The 22,196-nt window shown below is 70.8% G+C and carries 21 protein-coding genes; 11 read left to right on the top strand and 10 right to left on the bottom strand.

The window, feature by feature from the left end:
• From ABT130_RS04960 to ABT130_RS04920, 9 genes are all read right to left on the bottom strand, one after another.
• Nucleotides 1-1,191, bottom strand: coding sequence for a hypothetical protein (locus tag ABT130_RS04960; protein WP_350952951.1), 1,191 nt, complete (start codon nt 1,189-1,191; stop codon nt 1-3).
• A 138-nt stretch (nt 1,192-1,329) separates the two neighbouring features.
• The gene (locus ABT130_RS04955) at nt 1,330-2,091 is read right to left on the bottom strand and encodes a hypothetical protein (RefSeq protein ID WP_350952949.1); all 762 of its coding nucleotides are present in this window, start codon (nt 2,089-2,091) and stop codon (nt 1,330-1,332) included.
• Nucleotides 2,091-3,083, bottom strand: a complete 993-nt coding sequence (locus ABT130_RS04950) for a MinD/ParA family ATP-binding protein (RefSeq protein ID WP_350952947.1) — start codon at nt 3,081-3,083, stop codon at nt 2,091-2,093. The genes ABT130_RS04955 and ABT130_RS04950 overlap by 1 nt, the downstream gene beginning before the upstream one ends.
• 36 nt (nt 3,084-3,119) lie before the next feature.
• The gene (locus tag ABT130_RS04945) at nt 3,120-4,997 is read right to left on the bottom strand and encodes a hypothetical protein (RefSeq protein ID WP_350952945.1); all 1,878 of its coding nucleotides are present in this window, start codon (nt 4,995-4,997) and stop codon (nt 3,120-3,122) included.
• Nucleotides 4,994-6,907 carry a hypothetical protein gene (locus tag ABT130_RS04940; RefSeq protein ID WP_350952943.1) on the bottom strand — a complete coding sequence of 638 codons (1,914 nt, stop codon included), beginning with the start codon at nt 6,905-6,907 and terminating at the stop codon, nt 4,994-4,996. The genes ABT130_RS04945 and ABT130_RS04940 overlap by 4 nt, the downstream gene beginning before the upstream one ends.
• Nucleotides 6,908-6,937: 30 nt before the next feature.
• Nucleotides 6,938-8,272, bottom strand: a complete 1,335-nt coding sequence (locus ABT130_RS47730; RefSeq protein WP_502992076.1) for a DUF8094 domain-containing protein — start codon at nt 8,270-8,272, stop codon at nt 6,938-6,940.
• Between the two features lie 596 nt (nt 8,273-8,868).
• Nucleotides 8,869-9,114, bottom strand: a complete 246-nt coding sequence (locus ABT130_RS04930) for a DUF2795 domain-containing protein (RefSeq protein WP_350952941.1) — start codon at nt 9,112-9,114, stop codon at nt 8,869-8,871.
• A gap of 28 nt (nt 9,115-9,142) precedes the next feature.
• Nucleotides 9,143-9,373: a hypothetical protein gene (locus tag ABT130_RS04925; RefSeq protein ID WP_350913499.1), complete on the bottom strand. Its 231-nt coding sequence runs from the start codon at nt 9,371-9,373 to the stop codon at nt 9,143-9,145.
• Complete coding sequence (locus ABT130_RS04920; RefSeq protein ID WP_350952939.1) at nt 9,363-9,719, bottom strand: DUF6400 family protein; 357 nt, start codon at nt 9,717-9,719, stop codon at nt 9,363-9,365. The genes ABT130_RS04925 and ABT130_RS04920 overlap by 11 nt, the downstream gene beginning before the upstream one ends.
• A gap of 201 nt (nt 9,720-9,920) precedes the next feature.
• Here ABT130_RS04920 and ABT130_RS04915 point away from each other — a divergent pair, with 201 nt between their 5' ends.
• Nucleotides 9,921-10,190, top strand: a complete 270-nt coding sequence (locus ABT130_RS04915) for a hypothetical protein (RefSeq protein WP_350913495.1) — start codon at nt 9,921-9,923, stop codon at nt 10,188-10,190.
• 330 nt (nt 10,191-10,520) lie between these two features.
• Here the strand turns inward: ABT130_RS04915 and ABT130_RS04910 are convergent, their stop codons facing one another.
• Nucleotides 10,521-11,402, bottom strand: a complete 882-nt coding sequence (locus ABT130_RS04910) for an NBR1-Ig-like domain-containing protein (RefSeq protein ID WP_350952937.1) — start codon at nt 11,400-11,402, stop codon at nt 10,521-10,523.
• Nucleotides 11,403-11,864: 462 nt separating this feature from the next.
• Here ABT130_RS04910 and ABT130_RS04905 point away from each other — a divergent pair, with 462 nt between their 5' ends.
• The 10 genes from ABT130_RS04905 (at nt 11,865) to ABT130_RS04860 (ending at nt 22,160) form a co-directional block, all read left to right on the top strand.
• Complete coding sequence (locus ABT130_RS04905; RefSeq protein ID WP_350952935.1) at nt 11,865-12,269, top strand: hypothetical protein; 405 nt, start codon at nt 11,865-11,867, stop codon at nt 12,267-12,269.
• 165 nt (nt 12,270-12,434) lie between these two features.
• The gene (locus ABT130_RS04900) at nt 12,435-14,723 is read left to right on the top strand and encodes a polysaccharide lyase 8 family protein (protein ID WP_350952933.1); all 2,289 of its coding nucleotides are present in this window, start codon (nt 12,435-12,437) and stop codon (nt 14,721-14,723) included.
• A 144-nt stretch (nt 14,724-14,867) separates the two neighbouring features.
• Nucleotides 14,868-15,185 (top strand): hypothetical protein, encoded by a 318-nt coding sequence (locus tag ABT130_RS04895; protein ID WP_350952931.1) that lies wholly within the window; start codon nt 14,868-14,870, stop codon nt 15,183-15,185.
• A gap of 430 nt (nt 15,186-15,615) precedes the next feature.
• Complete coding sequence (locus tag ABT130_RS04890) at nt 15,616-16,650, top strand: Gfo/Idh/MocA family oxidoreductase (RefSeq protein ID WP_350952929.1); 1,035 nt, start codon at nt 15,616-15,618, stop codon at nt 16,648-16,650.
• Nucleotides 16,631-17,551 (top strand): sugar phosphate isomerase/epimerase family protein, encoded by a 921-nt coding sequence (locus ABT130_RS04885; protein WP_350952927.1) that lies wholly within the window; start codon nt 16,631-16,633, stop codon nt 17,549-17,551. Before ABT130_RS04890 ends, ABT130_RS04885 begins: the two co-directional genes overlap by 20 nt.
• On the top strand, nt 17,548-18,861 hold the full coding sequence (locus ABT130_RS04880) for a M20/M25/M40 family metallo-hydrolase (RefSeq protein ID WP_350952925.1): 1,314 nt from the start codon (nt 17,548-17,550) through the stop codon (nt 18,859-18,861). The genes ABT130_RS04885 and ABT130_RS04880 overlap by 4 nt, the downstream gene beginning before the upstream one ends.
• Nucleotides 18,858-20,006 (top strand): Ldh family oxidoreductase, encoded by a 1,149-nt coding sequence (locus ABT130_RS04875; RefSeq protein ID WP_350952923.1) that lies wholly within the window; start codon nt 18,858-18,860, stop codon nt 20,004-20,006. Before ABT130_RS04880 ends, ABT130_RS04875 begins: the two co-directional genes overlap by 4 nt.
• The gene (locus ABT130_RS04870; RefSeq protein WP_350952920.1) at nt 20,003-20,923 is read left to right on the top strand and encodes a Gfo/Idh/MocA family protein; all 921 of its coding nucleotides are present in this window, start codon (nt 20,003-20,005) and stop codon (nt 20,921-20,923) included. The genes ABT130_RS04875 and ABT130_RS04870 overlap by 4 nt, the downstream gene beginning before the upstream one ends.
• The gene (locus ABT130_RS04865; RefSeq protein WP_350952918.1) at nt 20,920-21,384 is read left to right on the top strand and encodes a DUF6917 domain-containing protein; all 465 of its coding nucleotides are present in this window, start codon (nt 20,920-20,922) and stop codon (nt 21,382-21,384) included. The genes ABT130_RS04870 and ABT130_RS04865 overlap by 4 nt, the downstream gene beginning before the upstream one ends.
• A 248-nt stretch (nt 21,385-21,632) precedes the next feature.
• Nucleotides 21,633-22,160, top strand: coding sequence for an EF-hand domain-containing protein (locus tag ABT130_RS04860; protein ID WP_350952916.1), 528 nt, complete (start codon nt 21,633-21,635; stop codon nt 22,158-22,160).
• Nucleotides 22,161-22,196: the final 36 nt, after the last annotated feature.

The raw sequence follows: 22,196 nt of genomic DNA, 5'->3' as shown, positions 1-22,196 counted from the left end.
TTACTCCTCCCAGGATCTGGCGCAGAGTTTGGAGGGACTGAAGCTCCAGCAGCCGACGGTCGTCGGGCTGGGGGCCGCCGTCCTCCTCGGGCTTGACAGCGGCTGGGCGGACTGGGGTGGCGGTGCGAACACCCAGCGGGGCGTGTTCGACGACGACGATCCCTGGTTCGAGACCGGCAGGGCGTCAGGAGACTCCGCGGTACGGCTCCGCCAGGGCGCGAGGCTCCAGCACGAGGCGATGTCGGCGGGGTCGCACACCTCCGAGGCGGAGCGCTTGAACGAAGGCGGCGGCACGACGGTCCGTGGGGAGGAGTCCACCGCCTGGGGCTGGTTGTCACGGACCCACTCGCTCAGCAGGGTGGGCTCGTAGACGCCGGTCTGCGCGGGGGCGGGCTGTGGCGTGTGCGGTGGCGTGGTGGGGATGGTGGGCTGACTCGCCGAGGGCTTCGGCGTCGCCTGCGGCGGGGTCGACGTCGGCTTCGGGAGCTTCGGGAGCTTCGGGAGCTTCGGGAGCGTCGGCTTCGGGGGTGTCGGCTTCGGGGGACTGGGGGTGCCGGTCGGTGTCGTGGTGGCCGGCGGGGTCGCGGCCGGGCTGGTGGCCGTCTCACTCGGCTTCGGCGCGGAGGTGCCGGAGGGGGTCGGCGTCGCGGACGGCGGGTTCGACGTGGTGGCCGACGGTTCGGTGTCCCCAGGAGGCTTGGTGGGCTGCGTGCTCTTTGGTGGCGTCTGGGTGGGCTTCGGGGGCGTCGTCGGCTCGGTGGTGCGCCTGGTGGTGGTGTTCGCGGGTGGTTCCTCGGTCGGACGCGTCCTGGAGAGCGCCGGGTCCGCCGATGCGGTGGTCCTGGTCCGTGCGGGTTGCCGAGCCGCCGTGGTCTCCTCGGCGGGGACCTCCTCCTGTGGGACGGGCGCGGCGTTCCTCGTACCGGGGCTGTTACGGGAGACCGGCGCGGTCTCCTCGGTCTCGCCGGTGGAACTCCTGAGCTCCTCCGCCGGCTTCTCCTCGGTGGGGCGGGATTGTCTCGTCTGGGTGGGTGGAGGGCTCTCCCTCTGGGCCACGGGGGCCTCGGTGGGGCGGGATTGTCTCGTCTGGGTGGGCGGGGAGCTCTCCCTCTGGACGGAGGGGGTCACGACCTCGGAGACGGCCTCCTGCTGGGGGAGCGCCTCCTGGATCGGGCCTGAGGTGGTACTCACGCCGGGATCCGCCACGGCGGCCCACGGCTGGGCGATGACCGCGCTTGTCGTCGCGGATACCGCGGCCAGCAGTAGGCCGGAGAGTAAGCTGACTCGCCGGGACGAGCTACGTGGGGGCATTGATGGCTCTTCCTGGATCTATGAGGTGGGCTTTGGGCCGGAGATGGGTCTCCAGCCGGCGGTGGTGAATTCGGGGGTGCCCGGCAGGGCGACCGGCGGCACGGAGGTTGCCAGGGGGTCGGGGATGTTGACCCAGTCCCCCTGGTTCGCGCCGCGCATGCCGGGCTGCCAGCGCATGAGCAGGCTGATGGCGTACGAGTTGGAGAAGGTCGGTTCGGTGTCCCCGACGCCCCGGGTGGCGGTCACCTGGACCAGGACCGAGACCTGCGTCTGATCCTGGCCGCGGGGTTTCCACTGGACGCCGACCGTCCGTGTCCGCATGGCGGCGCCGTCGGGTAGCGCCCCGTCCTTGGGAAGGCCGAGGATCTCGCGCCATCCGGCGACGGCCTCGCGGGCGCCGGCCCGTGCCGCGTCGTGCTGCTCGGGTGGCGCGTACAGCAGCGCCGCCTGCTCGGCCTGTGCGGAGTCCAGGGTCCACGCCGCCTCCAGCGCGGCGGCGGCGGCCGAGATCGCGCCCACCTCGCTGCGGGGGAATCCGACGGGGTAGCCGGCCGCGCCCTCGTAACCGGAGGGCGGGGCGAGCATGACGGTGTCCCCGGCGTTCCCGACGGGTACGGAGGCGCTCACGGTTTCGGGTTCGGATCGCAGGAGCTGCCATGCCGCGGCCGCCAGCAGGATCGCCCCCACGATCGAGACGACCACGATGATCATCCGGCGCCGAGCGTTCGGCGGCGGGCCCAGATCCCAGTTCAGCCCGGGATCGTCGGCGACATGGCGCACTAGTGGCTCCGATCGGTGCGCTGGTTGAACGTCTGCCCGGCCGCCGCCGCCAGGCGGAGGTACGCGCCCCGGGTCGTGGGCCGCAGGCGGACCAGATCAACCTCGGCACCCTCCTTGAGGTGCGGGTCGTAGGGGATACGGATCACCGCGCGGCAGCGGGAGGTGAAGTGGCGCTCCAGCAGGTCCAGGTCCACGTCGGACTTGGCCTCCACGGCGTTCAGCACGACGATGGCGTTCCTGACCAGGTCGGCGTGGCCGTGGGCGGTCAGCCAGTCCAGCGTCGCGGCGGCAGAGCTCGCCCCGTCCACCGCGACCAGGCTGACCAGCACGATCTGGTCGGCCAGCTCCAGCGTCGCGCCCATGGCCCCGTGCAGCAGGCCGGTACCGCAGTCGGTGATGCAGATGGAGTAGTAGCGCTCGATGAGACCGGCGACGGTGCGGTAGTCCTCGGCGTTGAAGGCCTCGCTCACGGCCGGATCGGTGTCGGAGGCGAGGACCTCAAGCCGGGCGGGGGACTGCGAGGTGAAGGCACGCGCGTCGGCGTAGCGCAGGATGTGGGGGGCCTCGGCCAGCATGGTGCGGATGGTCGCGGCCGTCTCGGACTTGACCTTGAGGCCCAGGGTCCCGCGGTCGGGGTTGGCGTCGATCGCGATCACCCGGTCGCCGCGCAGGGAGGCCAGGGTGTTGCCGAGGGCGACGGTCGTCGTGGTCTTGCCCACCCCGCCCTTGAGGCTCATGACCGCGATCCGGTGGTGCCCGCTCGCGACGGGGGTCTGTGCCTGCGCCATCAGCGTGCGCCGTTCCAGCTCCGCCGCCGACTCCGCGGGGATGATGCGCCTGCCGGAGAGTTGCCAGACGAGGCGGCGCCATCCTCCGGCGGGCTCAGGACGGCGGTTGGTGAGCAGGTGTTCCGCGGTGAGCGGGACCGTTTCATGGAACTGCTCGGCCGGAGTGGGCGGTGATGTCTGGATATGGGGGGAGGTATCGGTCATTGCCAAGTTCCTTTCGCAGGGAGGGGGACGGGGCTGTCAGCAGGTCCGCCAGCGCACCGTCGTACTGATCGAGTCGTCGAGGCCGTGAACGGTCAGCGGGACGGTGACGGAGGCGGGGGCACCGCACCAGTTGCGGATCCGGTGGGCCCGCAGGTTGATCACCTGCGTGACGCCTTCCCGCAACGTGCCGTCGGAAGGGCTCACGGCCAGGCCGGGAGCCGATATCCGCCACTTCAACGGCTCTCCCGAGATGGTGAGGATCATGCTTCCCTGGCCGAACTCGTCCAGCGTCACCACGGGCGGGACCCGCAGGCGAGAGGCGAGTCCGTCTCGTCGCGCCGGCGCGCCCGCGGCGGGGGGAGCCTGGGTGGTCTGGCTGGTGGACGCCTGCAGCGACCTGGCCGGCTCCTTTGACTCGATCGCGGGGCCGAGAAGGTTCATTCCGGTCAGGGTGCCGGCCGCGCCCGCCACGACGATGATGACGATCTTGATCGTCATGTTCCTGATCCGGGTACCGGCCCAGCTGAGCGCCTCCAGCACGCGGATCCCCATCTCGATCCGCTCCTCGTCGGGGCGGTCGTCGGGTTCGGTGTGGAAGCGCAGCGCGGGAACCTGGGTGTCGTCGCGCATCTCGACGGACGCCTGCCCCGCGATGACGACGGGCTCGGCCTTGGCGACAGGTTGAGAGGCGGGCGGCGCCTGCCTGGGGATGGTGCCGGTGATCTCCTCGCTCTGGGCGAGGACCTCGCGCGCCCATGCCTGGGTGAGCAGGGCGTCGTACAGCGGGGTGTCGTGCCCGGGTACGGGGGGTGCGGACGGTGGGCGGACCGGCCGGATCCTACGGGGTGGCAGGGCGGGCAGCGGGGGCATGCCGGAGGGATCGGAGGCGCCCGCCGCCGGCCCGCCGGCCGGTGGCGTGACCGTACTCGCCGACCCCGTGCCCGTTGACGTCGTGGCCGGTGGTTTCGCCGGCGGCTTCGAGGCCACCGGCGGATAGGGAGGTGTGCCGACCCTGGGCGCGGGCAGTGCCACGGCAGGCGGTACCGGAGCGGCGGGGACACCGCTCCCGGCCGGAGGAGCGGGGAGGACGGAGGACCGGCCCTCGGCGGGAGGTGCGGGCAGGAGCGCGGACCCGCCACGGGCCGGGTATGCGGGCGGGACCGCCTCCGGGGGCAGCGAGTCCGTGAGTCGCTGCCGCTCCTCGGCGGAGAGCGGCGCGACCGGCGGGTGGGAGATCATCTGTGGGACCGTGTAGCGGATGTTGATCGGCCGCGTGCACACGGAACACCTGATCATGTGGGAGAGCAGGGTCGTCCGGGCGTCGTCGGGATCGATGGCGGAGGATGCCTGCCCACCGGGCCTACCGGTGGGGAAGACGCCCGGAAAGACCGCCTCCACCAGCGGGGCGAGCTCCGGACAGGTACGCCGCCCGTTGGCGAGCGCGTCCAGCCCGCTCACCAGGGTCTCGATCAGATCCTGGGTACGGGTGGCGAGCCTGCCGATCTCGTCGGCGGGCATTCCCAGCACGTGGGGGAGATCCTCCATGCCGAGCGCGTGGCGGTACATCAACCTGAGCGTCTCCGTGCCCAGGGGGTCGACGATCGTCCACACCCGTTCGATCAGCAGGGCATCGGGCATGCCGGGCCCCGAACCCGGCACGTACCGCTCCCGGTGGCCGGTGGAGGTGCGGCAGTCACGTCGCAGCGCGGCCAGCAACCGTCCCCGGACCGTGACGCCCTCGGGGGCGGCCTCGGTCCGGCCGGCCGCCAGCGCGGCGACGACCGCCGCGCGTGCCCGGCCGGATTCGAGGCGGGAGGCGGCGTAGTCCATCAGGTGCGCGCCGTGCTCGCGCACCCAGGCCGCCCCCTGGCCGGGGCCGGGCGCGAAACGCCCGGTTCCGGTGGGTGTGCTCATTGGCCGTCGTATTCGACCGGGTCCGGCTCGACCTGGCCTTGGTCGGGCTGGAAGGGGGAGGTCCGGTTTCGGTCGTTCTCGCCGCGTCCCCACTGTGCGGGGACACCGTCTCCGGTGCCCGGCTGAGCCGGGCTCAACCGGCCGGGGTCGGGCTGTGCGGGAACCTGCCGGCCCTGGTCGGGCTGATCGGGAAGGTTATGACCGGGAAGGGACTGGGCGGGATCGGGCTGGCCGGGATCGGGCTGGACCTGGTCGGGCACCGGCTGGGGAAGCGGCGCGGGAGCGGGGTCGGTCACCACGAGTTCCAGGTTCCGCTGGGGCAGGCCGGTGAACTTGGTCCAGTTGCTGACCTCACCGGATGCGGGCTCCGCGTAGAGCCAGCGGATGAACGCGGGCCACAGGCACGAGTCGCGGGGGATCGTCTGGCCGCTCTGGGCCGGGCTCGGCCCTTGGGACGTGCTCAGCGCCTGGAGTTCCTCGGCGGTGTAGTTGCGGCACGGTGGCGTGCCCGGCGGGGCGATGTTGAGATCCCACACGCCGTTCTCGTCCGTGTAGCGCATGCCCCTGTCCAGCCCGAGGGCCTCGTAGGCTCGCCGCAGGAGCTCAGGGTCCTCGAAGACCGGCAGCGAGACGCCGTTCTGGCCGCCGGGGAGTTGCGGTGTGGCCGGCATGAGCACGGTTCCGTCGGGACCCTGCGACGCGTTCTCGCCGGGACCGGCGGACGGCTGTGGCTGGACAGGCTTCAGGCTGCCACCGGGCGCCGTCGGTGCCGCTGTCGGCGTCACCGTTCTCGGCGGGGCCGACGGCTGTTTCCTCGGCGAAGGCGCGCCCGCGTCGTCCGTCGGCCTGGTCGCGGGGGGCACGACGGCGGGCGCCGTGGGGGGCCTGACATCGCCGGAGGGCACGATCGGCTGGCCCGTACCCGACCGGATCGCCGGCCGCAGGGTGCCCGTCGGCCGGGTGTGCGGTGCCGTCTCCCCTGGCTGGGTGGTTCGGTTGCCGCCGGGAGGCTGGGGTTGTGACTTGTTGTCGCCGGTGGGCTGTGGCTGAGAGGTTCGGTTCCCGCTGGGGGGTTGCGGTTGTGAGGTCCGGTTCCCGCCGGGGGGCTGGGAGGGCTTGTTCCCACCGGGGGGCTGGGGCTGCGATGACAGTGAGGGGCCCGAGGACTTCGTCCTGCCGGCCTCAGGAGCAGGCTTGGGCGGCGAGACCACCTCGACCTTCTTCTCCGCGGGGTGCTCGATGACGCTGCCGCTCTCACTCTCGCTCTGCGAGATGTTCCCGCTGACCCTCTCCGTCGGCGTCGGTGCCGGAGGGGCCGGGGGCTTGACGGGCTGGGGATTCGCCACCGGTGGTGCAGCCGGGGGTTGCACCGGCCCCGGGTTGGGGGCGGGCTGCACCGGCGCCGAGGTGGCCTTGGGGGCCGCCGGGGCATTCGTCGTGGGAGTCGAGGGTTTCGCCGCCGTGGTCGTCTTGGGCGGTGGCGGGATCGGCGTGCTCTTGGGGTTTCCGGGCCGCTGTGCGAGAGGGGCTGCGGCGGCGGCCAGGGCCAGGACCGGGAGGGCGACACAGCCTTCCCCCGATGCCTCGACCGCGTGCCCGTCGGTGGTGGTGGTCAGGCAGACCCGCGGGTCCGTGGAGTCACCCCTGCGTGCACCGCCCGCGATGGTGCTGCCCGCGTCGGCGCCGGAGAGCGGGACCGGTTGATCACTGCCGGAAGACGCGCTCGACGACCAGGCCTTGGCCTGGTCGTCGAGGAGATACGTGCCCGCGGCCAGTCGCATCACCTGCCCCCCGCCGGGGTCGGAGCGGACGGCGATGACGGTTCCCAGCCCGGCGCCGGCGCTGAAGACGCCGATCGCGACACTCGCAGTGAGCACCGTCGCGCGTGATGGCTTACGTGAGGGTGTCATTATGAATGTTCCTTTTCTTCCGGTGAAACGTCAGTCGCCGTGGCTCTCCAGGACGTCGCTCCACTCGCCCAGCACGCGAGCGGGCTCGTTCGAGCCGGCAGGGGGGACATATGTCACATACATGCGTCCGTATGTGGCGCTCACCGAGTGGGCGAAGGCCTTACCGCGGGTGCGGACGGCGGCCGAGCCCTTCAGCTTGACCGTCGCGCCCTCCCGCTCCGCTTCGCGGACCTCGGTGGATCGGGCTCCGTACCAGACCAGGGCGCCCCCGTCACTGGTCCTGAGCGCGCGTACCGGTCCCTCAAGCCGGTACGACAGCGTGAGCTTCCAGTCGGCCTGTCCCAGCTGCGCCCGCTCCTGCTGCCAGAACAGTGCGGCCTCGCTGGTCCACGGCCCCTCGTCGAACCGTGCGTCGACCTCGGCGTTCTCCAGGCTCGCCAGGTGTGCGCGGGCGATCTGGCGAGGGGTCGCGCTCAGCCCGGTGGCGTTCTCCGGCAGGCTCGTCGCGTAGCCTTCGGCGTCGGTCGCTATCTTGGGGAACCGCGCCGGGGTGGCACGCGTGTCGGCGGCCGAGGCGACGAGCCGCCAGCCCCCGGGGGCCGAGCTCATCACGTCGACGATCCGGGCGACACCGGGTTCGTACGAGACCGCCACGAACCAGTCGGCGGTGCCGTTCACGTGGCGCGGGATCCATATCTGCGGGTTGGGCCATATCCCCGAGGCCAGCGACTTCTTCTCCATCTCGGCGGTCTTGAAGCCGGCCCGCGTCATCTCCAGCGCGAGCCCGTGCTCCAGCTTCGCCATGGCGGCCTGGTCCTTCCTGCTCTGGGCGGCCGACAGCCCTCGCTGGTAGCGGCCGTGGATGCCGTACGCCTCCTTGACGGTGAGCTGAGGCGGGCGGGACGCGGCCGGCGAGTCGGTGTCGGGCGGGGGGGTTTTCGTCTCACTCCGGGGTTTCTCCGTACGGGGCTTCTCCGTGGGGGGTTTCTCCGTACCGGTCGCCTCGGGGCGAGGAGAGGACCTACCGCTCTTTGCGGGTTTCGGGGTTGATCCGGGGGTGGGGGGTGAGGAGGACGGCGTCGGTGAGGGCGAGGAAACGGCCTTCTCCCAGCCGGCGTCCGAGGAGTCGGGGGTGGGGTTCGCCGCGAGGGGCGGACCGGAGGGCTCTCTGGTCGCGAGCCAGAGCGCGGAGGCGGCGATGATCGCTAAAACCGCCGTGAACAGAATGACCTTCCGCCAATCGAATGACAGGAGGCGTTCGGGATGCCAGTCGGATCCTTGTTCGGAATCATGCCTGGAGGAAGCACTGCCACGGCCAGAGGACCCAGCCTGTCCATCTGGGAAATCTGATGCACGCCATGACATAGGTCCAAATATTAGACTGACCGTGATCTATTGGGAAGGTAAAGGGCTTAGTAATTGCTACTTATGGCTATTTGATTATAAATAACACTTAAGTCGACATATGGGCTGTCCGAAATACGGATTGCCCCCACCTGCTGGCATCCTGTCGATGGACCGTACCAGTAGTTCTCTAGAGATGTGCCGTCATCTCTGGGTTTCGGGTGACCTTCCGTGCTCCTTGGTGAACTGCCCTTTTTCCAGAGCAAGCCCGTTGTTCACCTTCCGTTGGGCTTTCCGGTCTCCGGCCAGGCGTCCCGCAGGAGGCAAGTGATCGCGAAAACCTTTCACACTCCAGATTGGTACAAGCTCCATAACAACTTGATATGAATGCGTTTCCCGGGTTCGGCTGTTCGGCCTCGGACCCCGTTCCGGGAATTGGAGCTCCGTCTTTTCCGTGCCCGCCGGGGGACGACGGTCTCCCGCCTCAGGAGGGGCGCCCCGAACGGCCCGCCGGGCATGCGATCGGCCCGCGACGAGCGCGGGTGGGGAGGCCCGGTGCCGATGCGAAACGTCCCACCCGGGCAGGGGTGCCGTCTACTCCAGCTCGATGAGCTCCATCAGAACCGCGTCCCCCCGGGGTGCTCCCGTTCCGGGATCATCAGCAGCGAGTCGACCACCACCTGGTGAGCTCCCCGGGTCCTGGCCTCCGCGACCAGGTGCTCGCGCCGGGCCAGGTAGGAGACCCCCTCCAGATAACGCCGGGCGATCTCGCCGAACGCCTTGCCGACCTCGGTCGGCGAGTGATGGTCCCGGTCGGGGAGCTGCCGCGGGATGCCGTTGACCCGCTCGCATTCGTCGCGCACGTGGGCGACGCTGACACCTTTGGCCAGGTCAGCCGGAGGTGGTCCGGCCGCCCGCGCCGAAGCCCGTCTCGTGGTTCCACAGGTGGGTGCATCCCGGGCACTGCAGGTGCAGCAGGCTTCCGGTGTTGCCGATGAGGTAGCGCCAGTGCTCCCCGCAGTTGCGGCCGCCGAGGCAGTCGTCGCAGTCGCGGTGGTCCTGGCAGCCGGGGCAGGGCACCCACGCCCTGCGTCCGAAGTCGGCGTGTGGGTCAAGCGGCACGGCCGGACTCCCTGGGGGGAAGCACGCCGGCGGCCACGAGCATGTCGTAGATCTCCTGCTGCCGGCTGTCGAGGCCGGAGTAGAGGAGGTCGTACGCCTCCTCCTCGGCCCGCAGTACCCCTGGCGGATCCCAGTCCGGCTCCAGCGCCGCCATGACGGCGGCGCGGCGGCGAGTCTCCTCAAGGGTGAGGTCGATCTCGAAGTCGACATACGGGCTGGCGCTGTCCTGGCTCATGACGTGGCTTCCGGGTCTGCTGGTGAGCGTGTCGAAGGAGCGATCGGGGAGGGCGGCGGCGCCGGAGATATGACCCGGTTCGGCCTGTGCCGGGCCGCTCTTCGCGATCAACCACATGTGCTGTGGGGAGGGGCTCCTCCTGGAGGGAAATTTCTGTCCACTATATACCTATATATCCTTTATGTTGCTTTTAGTGGTGCTTCGGGTGATGCGCGGCGGCCGGGCCGCAGGCGCCGCTTGATGTCCGGCATCCGGGGTCGGGGTCCGGGACGGGGGAACCGGGAGCCGAGAGCAGAACCCGGGTGACCGGGTATGAAGCACCCTGAGGACAACTACGGCTCGGGGGCTGCCATGACCACCTACACCCTGTCGATCGTCGAAGGCGACACCGGCGGTATCTCGTCGGGCAAGGACCTCTTTTCGCCCGACTCCCCGATCGATTTCAGCAACCTCGGCCCGTATGCCCTGATGTGGCTGACCGAGCACGGTTACCGGGAGCAGGGCCGGCGGGTCCTGGTCACTCCCGCGGGCCGGCATCCCGAGGGGGTCCACGTGATCGCCTCCCACGACGTGGACCTCTGACTCCCGTCGGATCACGGCTCCCCGGGCGCCGTATCCGATTCCCTGGTGCCGCCGGGGGCGTACCCGATCATGGTTGGGCGGCCCGGCGGAACCGGGCGCCGCGCGGCAGGCGGTGCTTCACCGGGCGGCACCGGTCTCCCGCGTCAGGCAGGGGAGGCCCGGAGAGGAATCGCGATGCCCAGGTGTGACGGGCGGGTGGTCCGGCCGCGCGCGGGGACACAGGTCTGGTCGTCGACCTGACCGGAGCGGCGCCCGCGATCCTGCACTGGGGGAAAGGACCTCGGTTCTCCGGCACCGGGTCCGACCCGTGAAGCTCTCCGAGGTGGACGATCACTTCACCGTGACATCCAGAAATATCGGATTTTTCCCGGCGAACAGTGGAGCCCCGTCCTCGTTGGTCATCTTCCAGTAGATCTTGCACCTGCCCGGGCTGTCGGCGGCGCGGACGCGCACCGCTATGTCGACGGTCTCGCCGGGGGCGGTCGTCTCGATCGCGACCCGTTCGGGAGCATGGCACGGGGTCTCGTTCATCCGGTCGAGGTAGCGCCTGTGCCACGGGATGGTCCCCGAGTTGCGGAGCCTCCACACCTTCGTGAAGTGCGTCCCGCCCCGCACCACGGTCCCGTCCGGATGCGTGACGTCCCCCTCGAAGGCGGAGTCGTCGCGCGGTGAGGCGGCGTGTGTCAGGGGGGCCTGCGGAACGGGCTTCTCCTCCCCGCCGTCGGACGACGCGACGAAGGCGATGAGGGCGCCCGCGCCACCGGCGACCACGGCGGACAGCACGGTGAGGACGACCGGCTTCCTGACGCGCGACCGTCGAACATCCCGGGATCCGGGCTCGGCCCCGGCTCCGGCCGGGACGGGCTCCCGGCCGGCGCTCCTGGCCCGCTCCCAGTGCTCCCGCCACTCGCGCTCGACCTCGGCCGGGTCCTGTCCCAGCCGGTCGACCGCCAGGACCCGAACGAACTCCCAGGTCGTCTCCCAGCTCGGCAGCACCTGTCCCCGGGCGGCGGCGGCCAGCGACGACTTCGAGGCGGCCGCGCCCAGACGGGACGACATCTCGGCGAAGGAGGGGTCGCCCGCCTCCTCCTTGAGTTTCCAGAGCCGGTGCGCGAGCAGCGCGACAGGACCGGACTCAGGATCGGGCCGGACCGGTTTCCGCCCCCGCCGTGTCCCCGGCTCCCCGTCCCGTGGATTCGGTGACTCCGCCATATCCACCCCCTGCTCGACACCGCCGTGCGGACATCCTCATGCCCCAGGCGCGGCCTCTTTGGCAGTACGCCCAAAACCTGAGGAGATTACCGGAAGTCACCCTTGCCGGCCGTCCGCCGCCGTTCGGTCCGGATCTGATCCGCAGAGCACACGGCTGTGACCTGCGCCGTCAATTGTCCAGAGGGGTCTGGACAATGTTTGGCCGCATATCCGGTGGATCCTCCTTGCCGCCGGTCGCGGCACACCGGCATAGTCGGGGCCACTCCTCGCCTCACCGCTTCCGTGGATTCCCGCAGTGTTCGCGATCCACGCAGGAAGCGGGGCCTACGGGGGCCGCGAGGACTCGGGCCGCGTTTCCATCCACGGGCGTCATCCGTGGATGGAAACGCGCCCACATCGGAAGACATCTCCGTCCCACTGACCGCACCCCGGAGAACCGCGTTCCGACGAGAAGGAGAGAACATGAACCACCGGAAACCGACCTCTGTGGTGGCCGCGACCGGTGTCGCGCTCGCGATGATGGTCACGCCCGCCATGTCCGCCACGGCCCAGGCCGCGGCGCCCGCCGCCAAGGTGGCGGCGAAGTCCGCGGACACGGCCGGAACCCTGGACGTCAAGAGGGCGAGCATCCCCTGCTCCAAGCCCGCGGGAAAGAAGGCCAACTATTCCTGGGGTACGGGTAGTAACGACTCCACGACTGTCTACTTCAACAACCACTGCTCGCACAAGGTGAAGGCGAAGCTCCACTTCAGGGCCGGCGGCGGCCAGACCACCACGAAGTGCCTGATCACCAACGGCAAGACGAGCGGCAAGAAGAAGTTCTGGGTCACCCGCTACCACCTGAAGAAGATCACCAAGGGCTGCTGACAGCCCGTCGGCCAGGGCAGGACGCCTCGCTCGGGACAGGTCGCGAGCGAGGCGCCCTCATGCCCGGGTAGGGCGGCCTCCGGCGGAAGCCCGGAGTGCCCGAGCGCGTGAGGCGGTACGGCGTAGCATTCGGGGCGGCGGTGACCGTCGCCTCACAATCTATATGTGAGCGGATATTCCAGGCGATTATTTCTCCAGCTCGGCGGTGCCGCCGCGGCTGGAGCGCTGGTTCCGGCGCGTACCGCGCCCGCGGAGGACGACTCCTTCGCCCTGCTGCGCCGCCGCTGGCGTGAGGTGACGACGGGGTCGGGATTCGATCCGACCGCCGAGCCGTACCGCACCCGGCTGGCGAGGCTGGGGACGACTGCCGCCCTGTACCGGGACACCATGGCACCGGCAGGCACCTCGCTCTGGCCAGGGCTGGCGTTCCCCTCCTTCACCGACACTCCGGTGCGGTTGCGGACCATGGCCCGCGCGTACGCGCTGCCGAGCACCGGGCTGACCGGCGACGCGAACCTGGCCGCCGCCGTCGCGGAAGGCGTCGACCACTACCGGCGGCGGGTGTACGCCGCGGGCGCCGACCCGGCGGGCAACTGGTGGAACTGGCAGATCGGCGTTCCCAGAAAGCTCCTCGACGCGGCCGTGCTGATCGGTCCGCACCTGACAGACCCACGAAGCGGGGCGCTCCAGGAGGCGGTGGACCATTTTCTCCCCGAGTGCCGTCTGAACGACTACGAGGGCACCAGCACCGGGGCCAATCGGGTGGACCTGTGCACGGTGATGCTGCTCCGCGCCATCCTCGGCTCCGACTCCGGGAAGGCCACGTCGGCCGCCTCCGCGCTCTCCCCGGTCTTCCGCCACGTCTTCGAGGGCGACGGGTTCTATCGGGACGGCTCGTTCATCCAGCACACCTCCGTCCCCTACCAGGGCGGGTACGGGGTGGTGCTGCTGTCCGGGCTCGCCACCCTGTTCGCGGTGCTGCGCGGCTCGCCATGGGAGATCACCGATCCGAACAGGCAGGTCGTCTTCGACGGCGTCGAGAGGTCGTTCGCGCCGTTCGTCCACGACGGCTTCTGCATGGACCTGGTCAGCGGCCGGGGGATCGGCAGGGAACCGTACGGCGACCACCGCAGGGGACGCGACATCGCCGCGGCGATCCTGCTGCTGGGGGAGGCGGCCTCCGCCGCCGAGCGGGTCCGCTGGCAGGGCATGGTCAAGGGGTGGGCGCTGCGCGACACCTCCAGACCCATGCTCGACGCGGCGGAGAGGAGCGACCTGGGGTTCCACGCCCGCCTCGCCGCGGTCCTGGACGACGACGCGATCCCGGCGGCCGAGGAACCGCTCGGGCACCGGCTGACGGCGATGAGCGCCCGCGCCGTCCACCGCAGGCCGGCGTGGTGCGCGGGGCTCAGCATGGCCTCGTACCGGATCGGCCACTACGAGCACGGCAACGGCGAGAACCGGCGCGGCTGGCACACCGGCTCGGGGATGCTCTACTGGTGGGGCGAGGGGCACGGCGACCAGTACTCGGACTCCTTCTGGCCCACCGTCGACCCCTACCGCCTGCCGGGCACGACCGTCTCCACCAGGCGGCTGGCCGACGGCGCCGGTAACGCCTGGGGCGACACCTGCCCGCCCGCCCGCTGGGTGGGCGGCGCCACCGACGGCACCTACGCGACGGTCGGCCAGCACCTGAACGGCTTCGAGAGCACGATGGAGGCTTTCAAGTCGTGGTTCTTCCTCGACGACGCGGTGCTCTGCCTGGGGGCCGGGATCACGAGCGAGGACGGCGCGGCGGTCGAGACCGTCGTGGACAACCGCAGGACCGGCGCGCCCCTCACCGTGGACGACCGGGAGGGCTGGGCACATCTGGCCGGGCACGGCGGCTACGTCCTGCCCTGTCCCACCCGGCTGCGCACGCTGCGCGAGGAACGCACGGCAGGCCAGGTGACCCGGAGCTACGTGACGCTCTGGCTGGACCACGGGGTCGACCCGGACTCGGCCGGTTACGTCTACCTTCTCCTGCCGGGGGCGAGCCGGGCGGAGACCCGGGCCCGTGCCGCCGACCCCGGCTGGGCACGGGTGCTCGCCAACACCGCCCGGCAGCAGGGCGTCCGGGTCCCGTCTCTCGGAATCACCGCGGTCAACTTCTGGAACGACGGAGCCGTCGGCGGCCTGGCCGCCTCCGCCCCGTGCGCGGTCCTGGTCAGGGAGCGCGGCGACGGTACGGCCACGTTGACCGTGTCGGATCCCCGGCGCGACCTGGACGAGCTGATCGTGACCTGGGACCGGCCGGTGGCCGAGGTGCTCGGCGAACACCCGCTCCTGAGGAGCGCCACGACCGGCGCGAGCCTCACCCTCGCCTTCGGACGACTGGCGGACCGGGGCGGCGGCTCGCAGACGGTCACCGTACGGCTCGACCGGCGCGCGGAGCCGGCACGTCCGCCGGGTTGACCGGCTTCGAATTTTCATTACCCAGAGTGATTGACACATCACTTTCCATTACCTGATGATGGCCGATGTCGGTGGTTCCGTATGGACGACGCCGGGGCGCCGAGATCTTTCGGGGCATGCTTCAAGACCATCCAGGAGGGGCGAATGAAGCTGTTCGGTGCTGTTCTGGGGGTGATCGTGGTGTCGGCCACGGCCGTTCTCGCCTGGGCGGGGCCGGGTGCGGCCGCCGAGGGCGAGGTCGTCGTCTTCACCACCGAGTTGGAGGAGCTCGGCAGGTACCGGGACCTGCCAGCCGGTGGATGCAGACGGCTCCCGCCGACCGCGCATCTGCTGATCAACCTGACCGATTCCAAGGTCTTCATCCACGCGGGTCCGCTCTGCCTTGGCCCCGGTGTTCCGGTCGAGCCGAATCACGGCTGGCACGCCCCGCCCGGCGGACAGTCCAGCTTCTCCACAGCCTGATCGCGACAGGTGAACGGTGTGACGTGGTCCGGGTTAGCCCGGTAGGCACGTCCGGCTCGCTGCCGACCCGACCGTCAAAATCATGACCACCGGTGATCGGTGGGCGGAGGTCACCCGGAAAATTCCCGCCCGCACAGGCCGGCGGCCCGATCGCGCGAAATTCCAGGTTTTCGGGTTCAGGGGTGCCGGCCGGCTCTTTATTCATGTCCCCATCACGCACGTTTCTCCACCTGGCACCCGACACCCGATATTCGATATCTGACGCTCGATGGCATCCAGCCCGACGCGGTGAGTGGAGCAGCACGGTTTGCGGGTGCTCACGGTGGCGTCGAACCATGCGAATGAAGATTCCGCCGAACGCCTGACATGTACCCGGGAAAACATGTTTCGGAGTCATGTGACAGGCAACTCGGAAAGGCGCTGATGCATCATGTTGCATACCTTCATCCTTGGAATGGGCAGGGCCGGAGAAGGACTGCATCTGCCGGCACTGTTCAGGGTGCGCGCCGCGATCCCGGACCTGCTCGCCCCCGGGCGGGTCATCGTCCACGACCCGTTCCGGCCTCCCCCCGATGTCGCCGGCGTGGTCGCGGTCGGCACCCTGGAGGAAGCTGCCGGGCGCACTCCACCGCACCGCACCGTGGTCCACCTGTGCACCCCGCCGCATATTCGTTCGGGCATGCTGGAGCGGCTGGCCGAGCTCGGCTACCGAAAGATCATCATCGAGAAGCCGCTGGCCTTGGACCTGATGGGCCTGGCGGCCATCGCACGCACGAGGCGACGCTGGGGCCTGGACATCACCGTCGCCACCCACTGGCTGCACAGCTCCCTGACCCACCGCCTGCGTGCGGCGGTGGACTCGGAGGAGTTCGGCAGGCTGCGCGGCATCCGTGTGGTGCAGAACAAGCCCCGGTTCACCCGCAGCGCGACGGTCCCCGGCCACCCCACCGCCTTCGACGTCGAGATGCCGCACGCGCTCGCCGTGGTGCTCACCCTGGCCGGCGGTGCCCGGATCGCCGATGCCTCCTGGACGGACATGGTGACCGACCAGCTTCGGCTGCCACGCCTGGGCCGCGCCAGGCTCCGGTTGGACCACCGTTCCGGCGTGCGCACCGAGATCGACTCGGACCTGACCTCGCCCGTGCGCGAGCGCCGTATCACCCTGGACTTCGAGGGGGCGACGCTCGTCGGTCACTATCCGTGCAGCGACGCGGACCACACCGCCCAGCTCCGGGTGGTGATCGAGGGCCGAGATCAGACCTGCTCGGCGTTCGCCGACGACGCCCTGTCCGCCTTCGTCCGCAGCACCTACACGCGCTACGCCCGGTTTCCCTCCGCGCCGGGGACGCTGCCGGTGCAGATCGACGCCGTCCGGCTACTCAACGAGGCCAAGGATCTGTGCGCCGCGCACGAGCCGGACACCGGCCGGCACAAGGAGGTCCGGCGTGTCCACGGCGTCCGCTGAGCACACGCCCGCCCCGCCGGGCGGAGTCGTGCCGGCCGGGATCGGAGACGAGGCGGCTCCCGACCTGCCCGGCCAACTCGCCGCTCTGGACGAGTTGGGCTGGAAGCACCTGGAGTTGCGCACGATCGGCGGCCTTCCCGTCGCGAGGCTGGACGAGGCCACCTTCGCCCACTCGGCGGAGCGCATCCGGGCGGCCGGCGTCACCGTGGTCTGCGTCGCCTCCAAGATCGGTGACTGGTCCCGGCCCGTGACCGGCGACTTCGCCCTCGACCTGGCCGAACTGGACGTCCTTGCCCGACGCTGCGCCGTTCTGGGAACCCGCCTGGTGCGCGTCATGTCCTACCCCTCGGGTGGTCTGCCCGAGGCCGAGTGGGGCCGTCGCGCCCATCGGCGGCTGCGTGAGCTGGCGCGGCGCGCCGAGGACGCCGGGCTGCTGCTGGCGCACGAGAACTGCACGGGCTGGGCGGGCGATCGCGCCGAACGAATGCTGGACCTGGTGACCGGCGTCGGCAGTCCGGCGCTGCGGCTGCTGTTCGACGTCGGCAACGGCGTCGCGTATGGATACCCGTCGGCGCCGATGCTGGCCGCCGTCGTCCAGCACGTGGTGCACGTGCACGTCAAGGACGCGGTGACCGGCCCGGAGGGCAGAGTCGGTTTCGTCCCGCCGGGCACCGGTGAGGCCCAGGTCGCGAAATGCCTTCGCCTGCTGTTCGCCCATGGCTACACCGGGGCGCTCTCCATCGAGCCGCACCTGCACCTGCGCCCGCACCTCGCCGCGGCGAGCACCGACGCGGCGCCCGGTGACCCCGGTCGTGGCGACCACGCCGCATTCGTGGCGTACGGGCGTGCGCTGGAACGGCTTGTGGCCCAGGTCGCCGCATCGGCCGGAGAGCTCCGATGACCGTTCCGCCCGCCCGCGCCGTGCCCCCGATCCCGCTCACCCCGGCCGACCGCGACCTGCTGCTGCGACTGCTGCGGCTGCCCACCGCCGGTCCGCTGGAGACCGGCCCGGAGGCGCCCGTGCCCAGGCTGCGCGAGGCGCAGGCCGACTATCTCCGCGCCGCCGCCGCGATCGGCTTTCGCGGCGTACACCATGCGCCCGCCGAGCGGGCCGAGCTTGACCGCCCCGATGTCCCGGCACCCGTGCGCGCGGCGCTGGACATCCCCGGTTTCCTCGAACACCAGCCCAGCCTGGTGCTGCTGCTGGGGCCCGCCCTGCCGGTCGCCCGCACCGTGATGTTCAACGTGCACCTGGACACCGTCTCCGGACGGCAACCCGTCCGTTTCGACGGCGAGTGCTTCTACGGTCGCGGCGCGATCGACGCCAAGGGGCCCGCGGTGGCACTGCTCGCCGGGGTGCGCGCCGCGCGGGCGCTGCGCCCTGCCATCGGCCGTGACATCGGGATTCTGATCCAGGCCGTGGCGGGGGAGGAGGGCGGTGCCATGGGCGTCTTCGGCACCAGGCCGTTGGTGGAGCGCGGCTACACCGGGCGACTGAACGTCTTCTGCGAGCCCACCCGGCTGCGGTTCCTGCCGCGCGGCACGGCGGCGATGACCGCACGGGTGGTCGTCGACGGGATGGACGCCATCGACGACCACCCCGCCCACGGGCACAACGCCAGCGTCCTGCTGGGCTTTCTCGCCCAGCACCTGGGCCGGGCGCTCGACCGGCACACCGCCGAGGGCGCGGTGTGCGTGGCGGGCCTGCACACGGGCACCCTGCACAACAAGGTCTACGGCGGCGGGTCGCTACTGCTCAACCTCGCCTACGCCTCGGCCGCCGCCGGGCGGCGGCTGGAGCGGGACCTGCGAACCGCCCTGGACGACGGTCTCGACGCGTTCGTCACGGCCTTCGCCGGCACGACGCTGTTCGCCAGAACCGCCGCCGAGGCGCACGTCATCACCCGGCTGGAGTGGCTCAAGCGCGGCCTGCCCGTCCTGGACGATCGTGACCTCCGGATGCACGCGCTCCTGCGTGACGCGGCCGGGATCGTGCCGTGGCCGTCCGACGAGCCCGCCTTCACCTGCGACGCCATCTGGATGTCGGAGGTCGCCGGGGCCTGCACCGTGGTGCTGGGACCCGGCGACCTCGCCGCCAACAACGCCCACGCCGACGGCGAGTTCGCGCGAGTCGACGAGCTCGCGGAGTTCGCCGCCGCGGTGGCCCGACTGCTGCTGGCCTTCACCGACGACACGAACGGACGACCGTGAACCAAACCCTGTCAGCCGCGCGACCGCACCCCGAGCCCGCGCCGTCGGTGCCGGGGACCGTACGGGTGCGCCACGCCGACCTGCTCGGTCTCACCTCGGCGGTGTTCGCCGCCCGGGGTCTGGCACCCGAGCGGGCGCACGAGGCCGCGCGGGCGCTCTGCTACGGCGACCTCACCGGCCTGAACTCGCACGGCCTGGTCAACCTGACCCGGCTCTATCTGCCGTTGTTCGACGAGGGGCGGGTCAACCCCCATGCCGAGCCCCGTACGGTCGCCGACCGCGGCGCGGCCGTGCTCATCGACGCCGACCGGGCGCTTGGCCTGTGGGTCGCCGGGGTCGCGATGGACGTGGCGGCCGAACGCGCCGCCGAGTACGGGATCGGTGTGGCGGCCGTGCGTGGGGCCACCCATCTGGGCTGCGCCGGGCACCACGCGCTGCGTGCGGTCAGCCGCGGCATGATCGGACTGGTCGCCAGCAACTGTGGCGGCCAGCGCATCGCCAGGCCACCCGGCGGTGCGGTGACGATGCTGGGTACCAACCCGCTCAGCGTGGCCGCTCCGGCGGGCGACCACCCCCCGTTCGTACTCGACATGAGCACCACCGCGGCCCCCACCGGCCGCATCCGCCAGGCCGCCCGCGCCGGGCGACCCGTCCCCGAAGGATTGCTCCGCGACGACGGGGGCGCCTCCGTCACCGACCCCGCCGCCTTCGACGCCGGGCGGGCACACCTGATGTGGCTGGGGGGCGAGGCCGGGCAGTACAAGGGGTTCGGGCTGGGCATCGCGGTGGAGGTGCTGGCCGCGCTGGTGCCCGGCGCGGGGCTGGGCGCGCATCCCGACGCGCTCGCGGGCGACGGCGGACCGGGCGGGCGCGACGACGACATCGGCTTCTTCGTGGCGGCCGTCGCGCCGGGTGCGTTGCGCGAGGGGGCCGAGGCCGACGCGAACGCCCTGTTCGGCGCGTTGCTGGCCTGCCCGCCCGTCGACCGGGCGAAGCCGGTGCGCTACCCCGGATGGCACGAACACCGGCGTGCCGAGGAACACCTGAGTACGGGAGTCCCGCTGGACGCGACGGTATACGCCGAGCTGGCGGAGGTCGCAGCACATGCCGGTCTTGCCGTACCGGACGTCCTGGCGGAGCGATGACGGTCCCGCTGCGGATCGGGGTCGTCGGTCTCGGTGTGATCTCCCGCTTCTACCTCGCGGCGCTGCGCGGCTCGGCGACGCTGCGGCTGAGCGCGGTGTGCGACCGCGATCCGGCGGTGCTGGCCGCGCGGACCGGCTCGGTGCCCGTCTACACCGACCATCTGCGGCTGCTGGACGAGGTACGTCCGGACGCGGTGGTGGTCACCGTGCCGAACGACGCGCACGCGCGGGTGTGCGCGGACGCGCTGGAGCGCGGAGTGGCCGTGTGCGTGGAGAAGCCGCTCGCGTTGGACACGGAGCAGGGCGCCTCACTGACGCGGCTGGCCGCGCGCAGGGACGCCCCGTTGTTCACCGCCTTCCACCGCAGGTACAACCACGCGGTCGGGCGGTTGCGAGCCGGGCTCGCCGGGGCACGGGTCGAGAAGCTGACGGTGCGCTACCTGGAACGCATCGAGGAGCACGCGGGTGCGGACACCTGGTACCTGGACGCGCGGCGGTGCGGCGGTGGATGTGTCGCCGACAACGGCCCCAACGCGTTCGATCTGGTCGAGTCGCTGCTGGGGCCGGCCGAGGTGGTGTCCGCGCGGATCACCCGTGACGCGGCGGACACCGATCGGCGGGCCGACATCGGGCTGCGCGCCGGGGCGGCGTCGGTGCGGGTGCTGCTCGACTGGTCCTATCCGGGCGAGCGCAAGGACATCGAGGTCCTGCTGGCCGACGGCCGAACGCTCTACGCCGACATGCTGACGGGCCATCCGGGGTTCAAGAACTCCCTGTGGCACGAGTACGTGGGGGTGCTGCGCGCGTTCGAAGGGCGGATCCGGAACGGTGCGGGGGACGGTGACGGCGGGCTGCCCGCCCTACGTCTCGTCGAGGACGTCTATCGGCTGGCGGCCACCGGAAAGGAGACGGTGTGAACCCGGACGAGGACGGTCCCAAGCGCGAGGTCACCGCGACCCTGGTGAAGCTGCTGGTCCACCGTCGGACGGACCGGGGCATGCGACTCGAACCGTACGCAAGCCGGTGCGTGCGAGCCGGGGAGGTACACGAGTTGGTCGTCACCGACCACACCGAGACCGCAGCCGGAGCCAGGATCGACCGTGTCGGTTTTCTCGGCTTCGTCGAGATCGCCACGGCGGGTGTGCTCGACCGTGGTGACGAGGTCTGGATCGGCCGGCGCCGGATCGGCGTGCTGCTCGGGTTCGACGGCTGCCACTTCCCCAATCACTACAACGTGCTCATCCATGCCGATCCGATGGTCACCGGCCGGGACCTGAACCTGGCACCTGAGATGTCGCTGGTGTTCCGGCAGGGCGAGCCCGGGGGCATGGATGAGCCCGGTGCCGGCGTGCGTGATTTCACGGTGATCGGGCTATGAGAATTGGCCGATCCTCGATATTCAGATATCAGCGGACAACAGATTTATGTCCAGCTATCCCCTTTTTTGCTCCCTCGCCATTGTAAAGCCGTGGGACTTTCTTGATCCTGTGTTTACGAGTCGTCACGCATGGCTATATCTCCGTTGCGGAGAGTGGCGAATTCCAAAAGATGGAATTCTGTCGCCGACTCTGCTCATCCCGGGCGCTCATCCATTGGGCTGCCCAAAATTCTCGGGAAAGGACTGGAATGGCCGCAGGTACCAAGCAGAGCAGCCGTCTGGAAGAGCGCTTCCGTCTCTGGGATTCGGACGGCGACGGTGTGATCGAGCGCTCGGACTTCGAAACCGAGGCCGACGACATCATCACCGGCCTGGGCGCTCAGGGCACCCCGAAGGGCGCCGAGCTCAGGCAGGTCTACCTGGCCATGTTCGACCGCCTGTCCAGGGCCGCGGGCACCCCCCAGATGGACAAGGGCCAGTTCATCCAGGCCGCCAACCAGGAGATCATCAGCAAGGGCGACGCCGGATTCGCCAGCGTGGTCGGTCCCACCATCCAGGCCATCGTCAACGTCCTGGACAGCGACGGCGACGGCGAGGTCAGCCAGACGGAGATGACCAAGTGGTTCGAGGCCATCGGCCTTGAGCCGGACGTGGCCGACCAGGCGTTCCGGGAGCTGGACACCGACGGCACCGGCCGGCTCTCCGTGACGGAGCTGATCGACGCGGTTCGCGACTACCACCTCGGCAAGAACGACATCCCCCTGCTGGGCCGCTGACCCAGACGCGTCCGCCGCGCGCCCGCCGTGCGGCTG

This window comes from Streptosporangium sp. NPDC001681, from assembly GCF_040298085.1.
Taxonomy (GTDB): domain Bacteria; phylum Actinomycetota; class Actinomycetes; order Streptosporangiales; family Streptosporangiaceae; genus Streptosporangium.
This window is presented reverse-complemented; position numbering and strand designations above follow the sequence as displayed.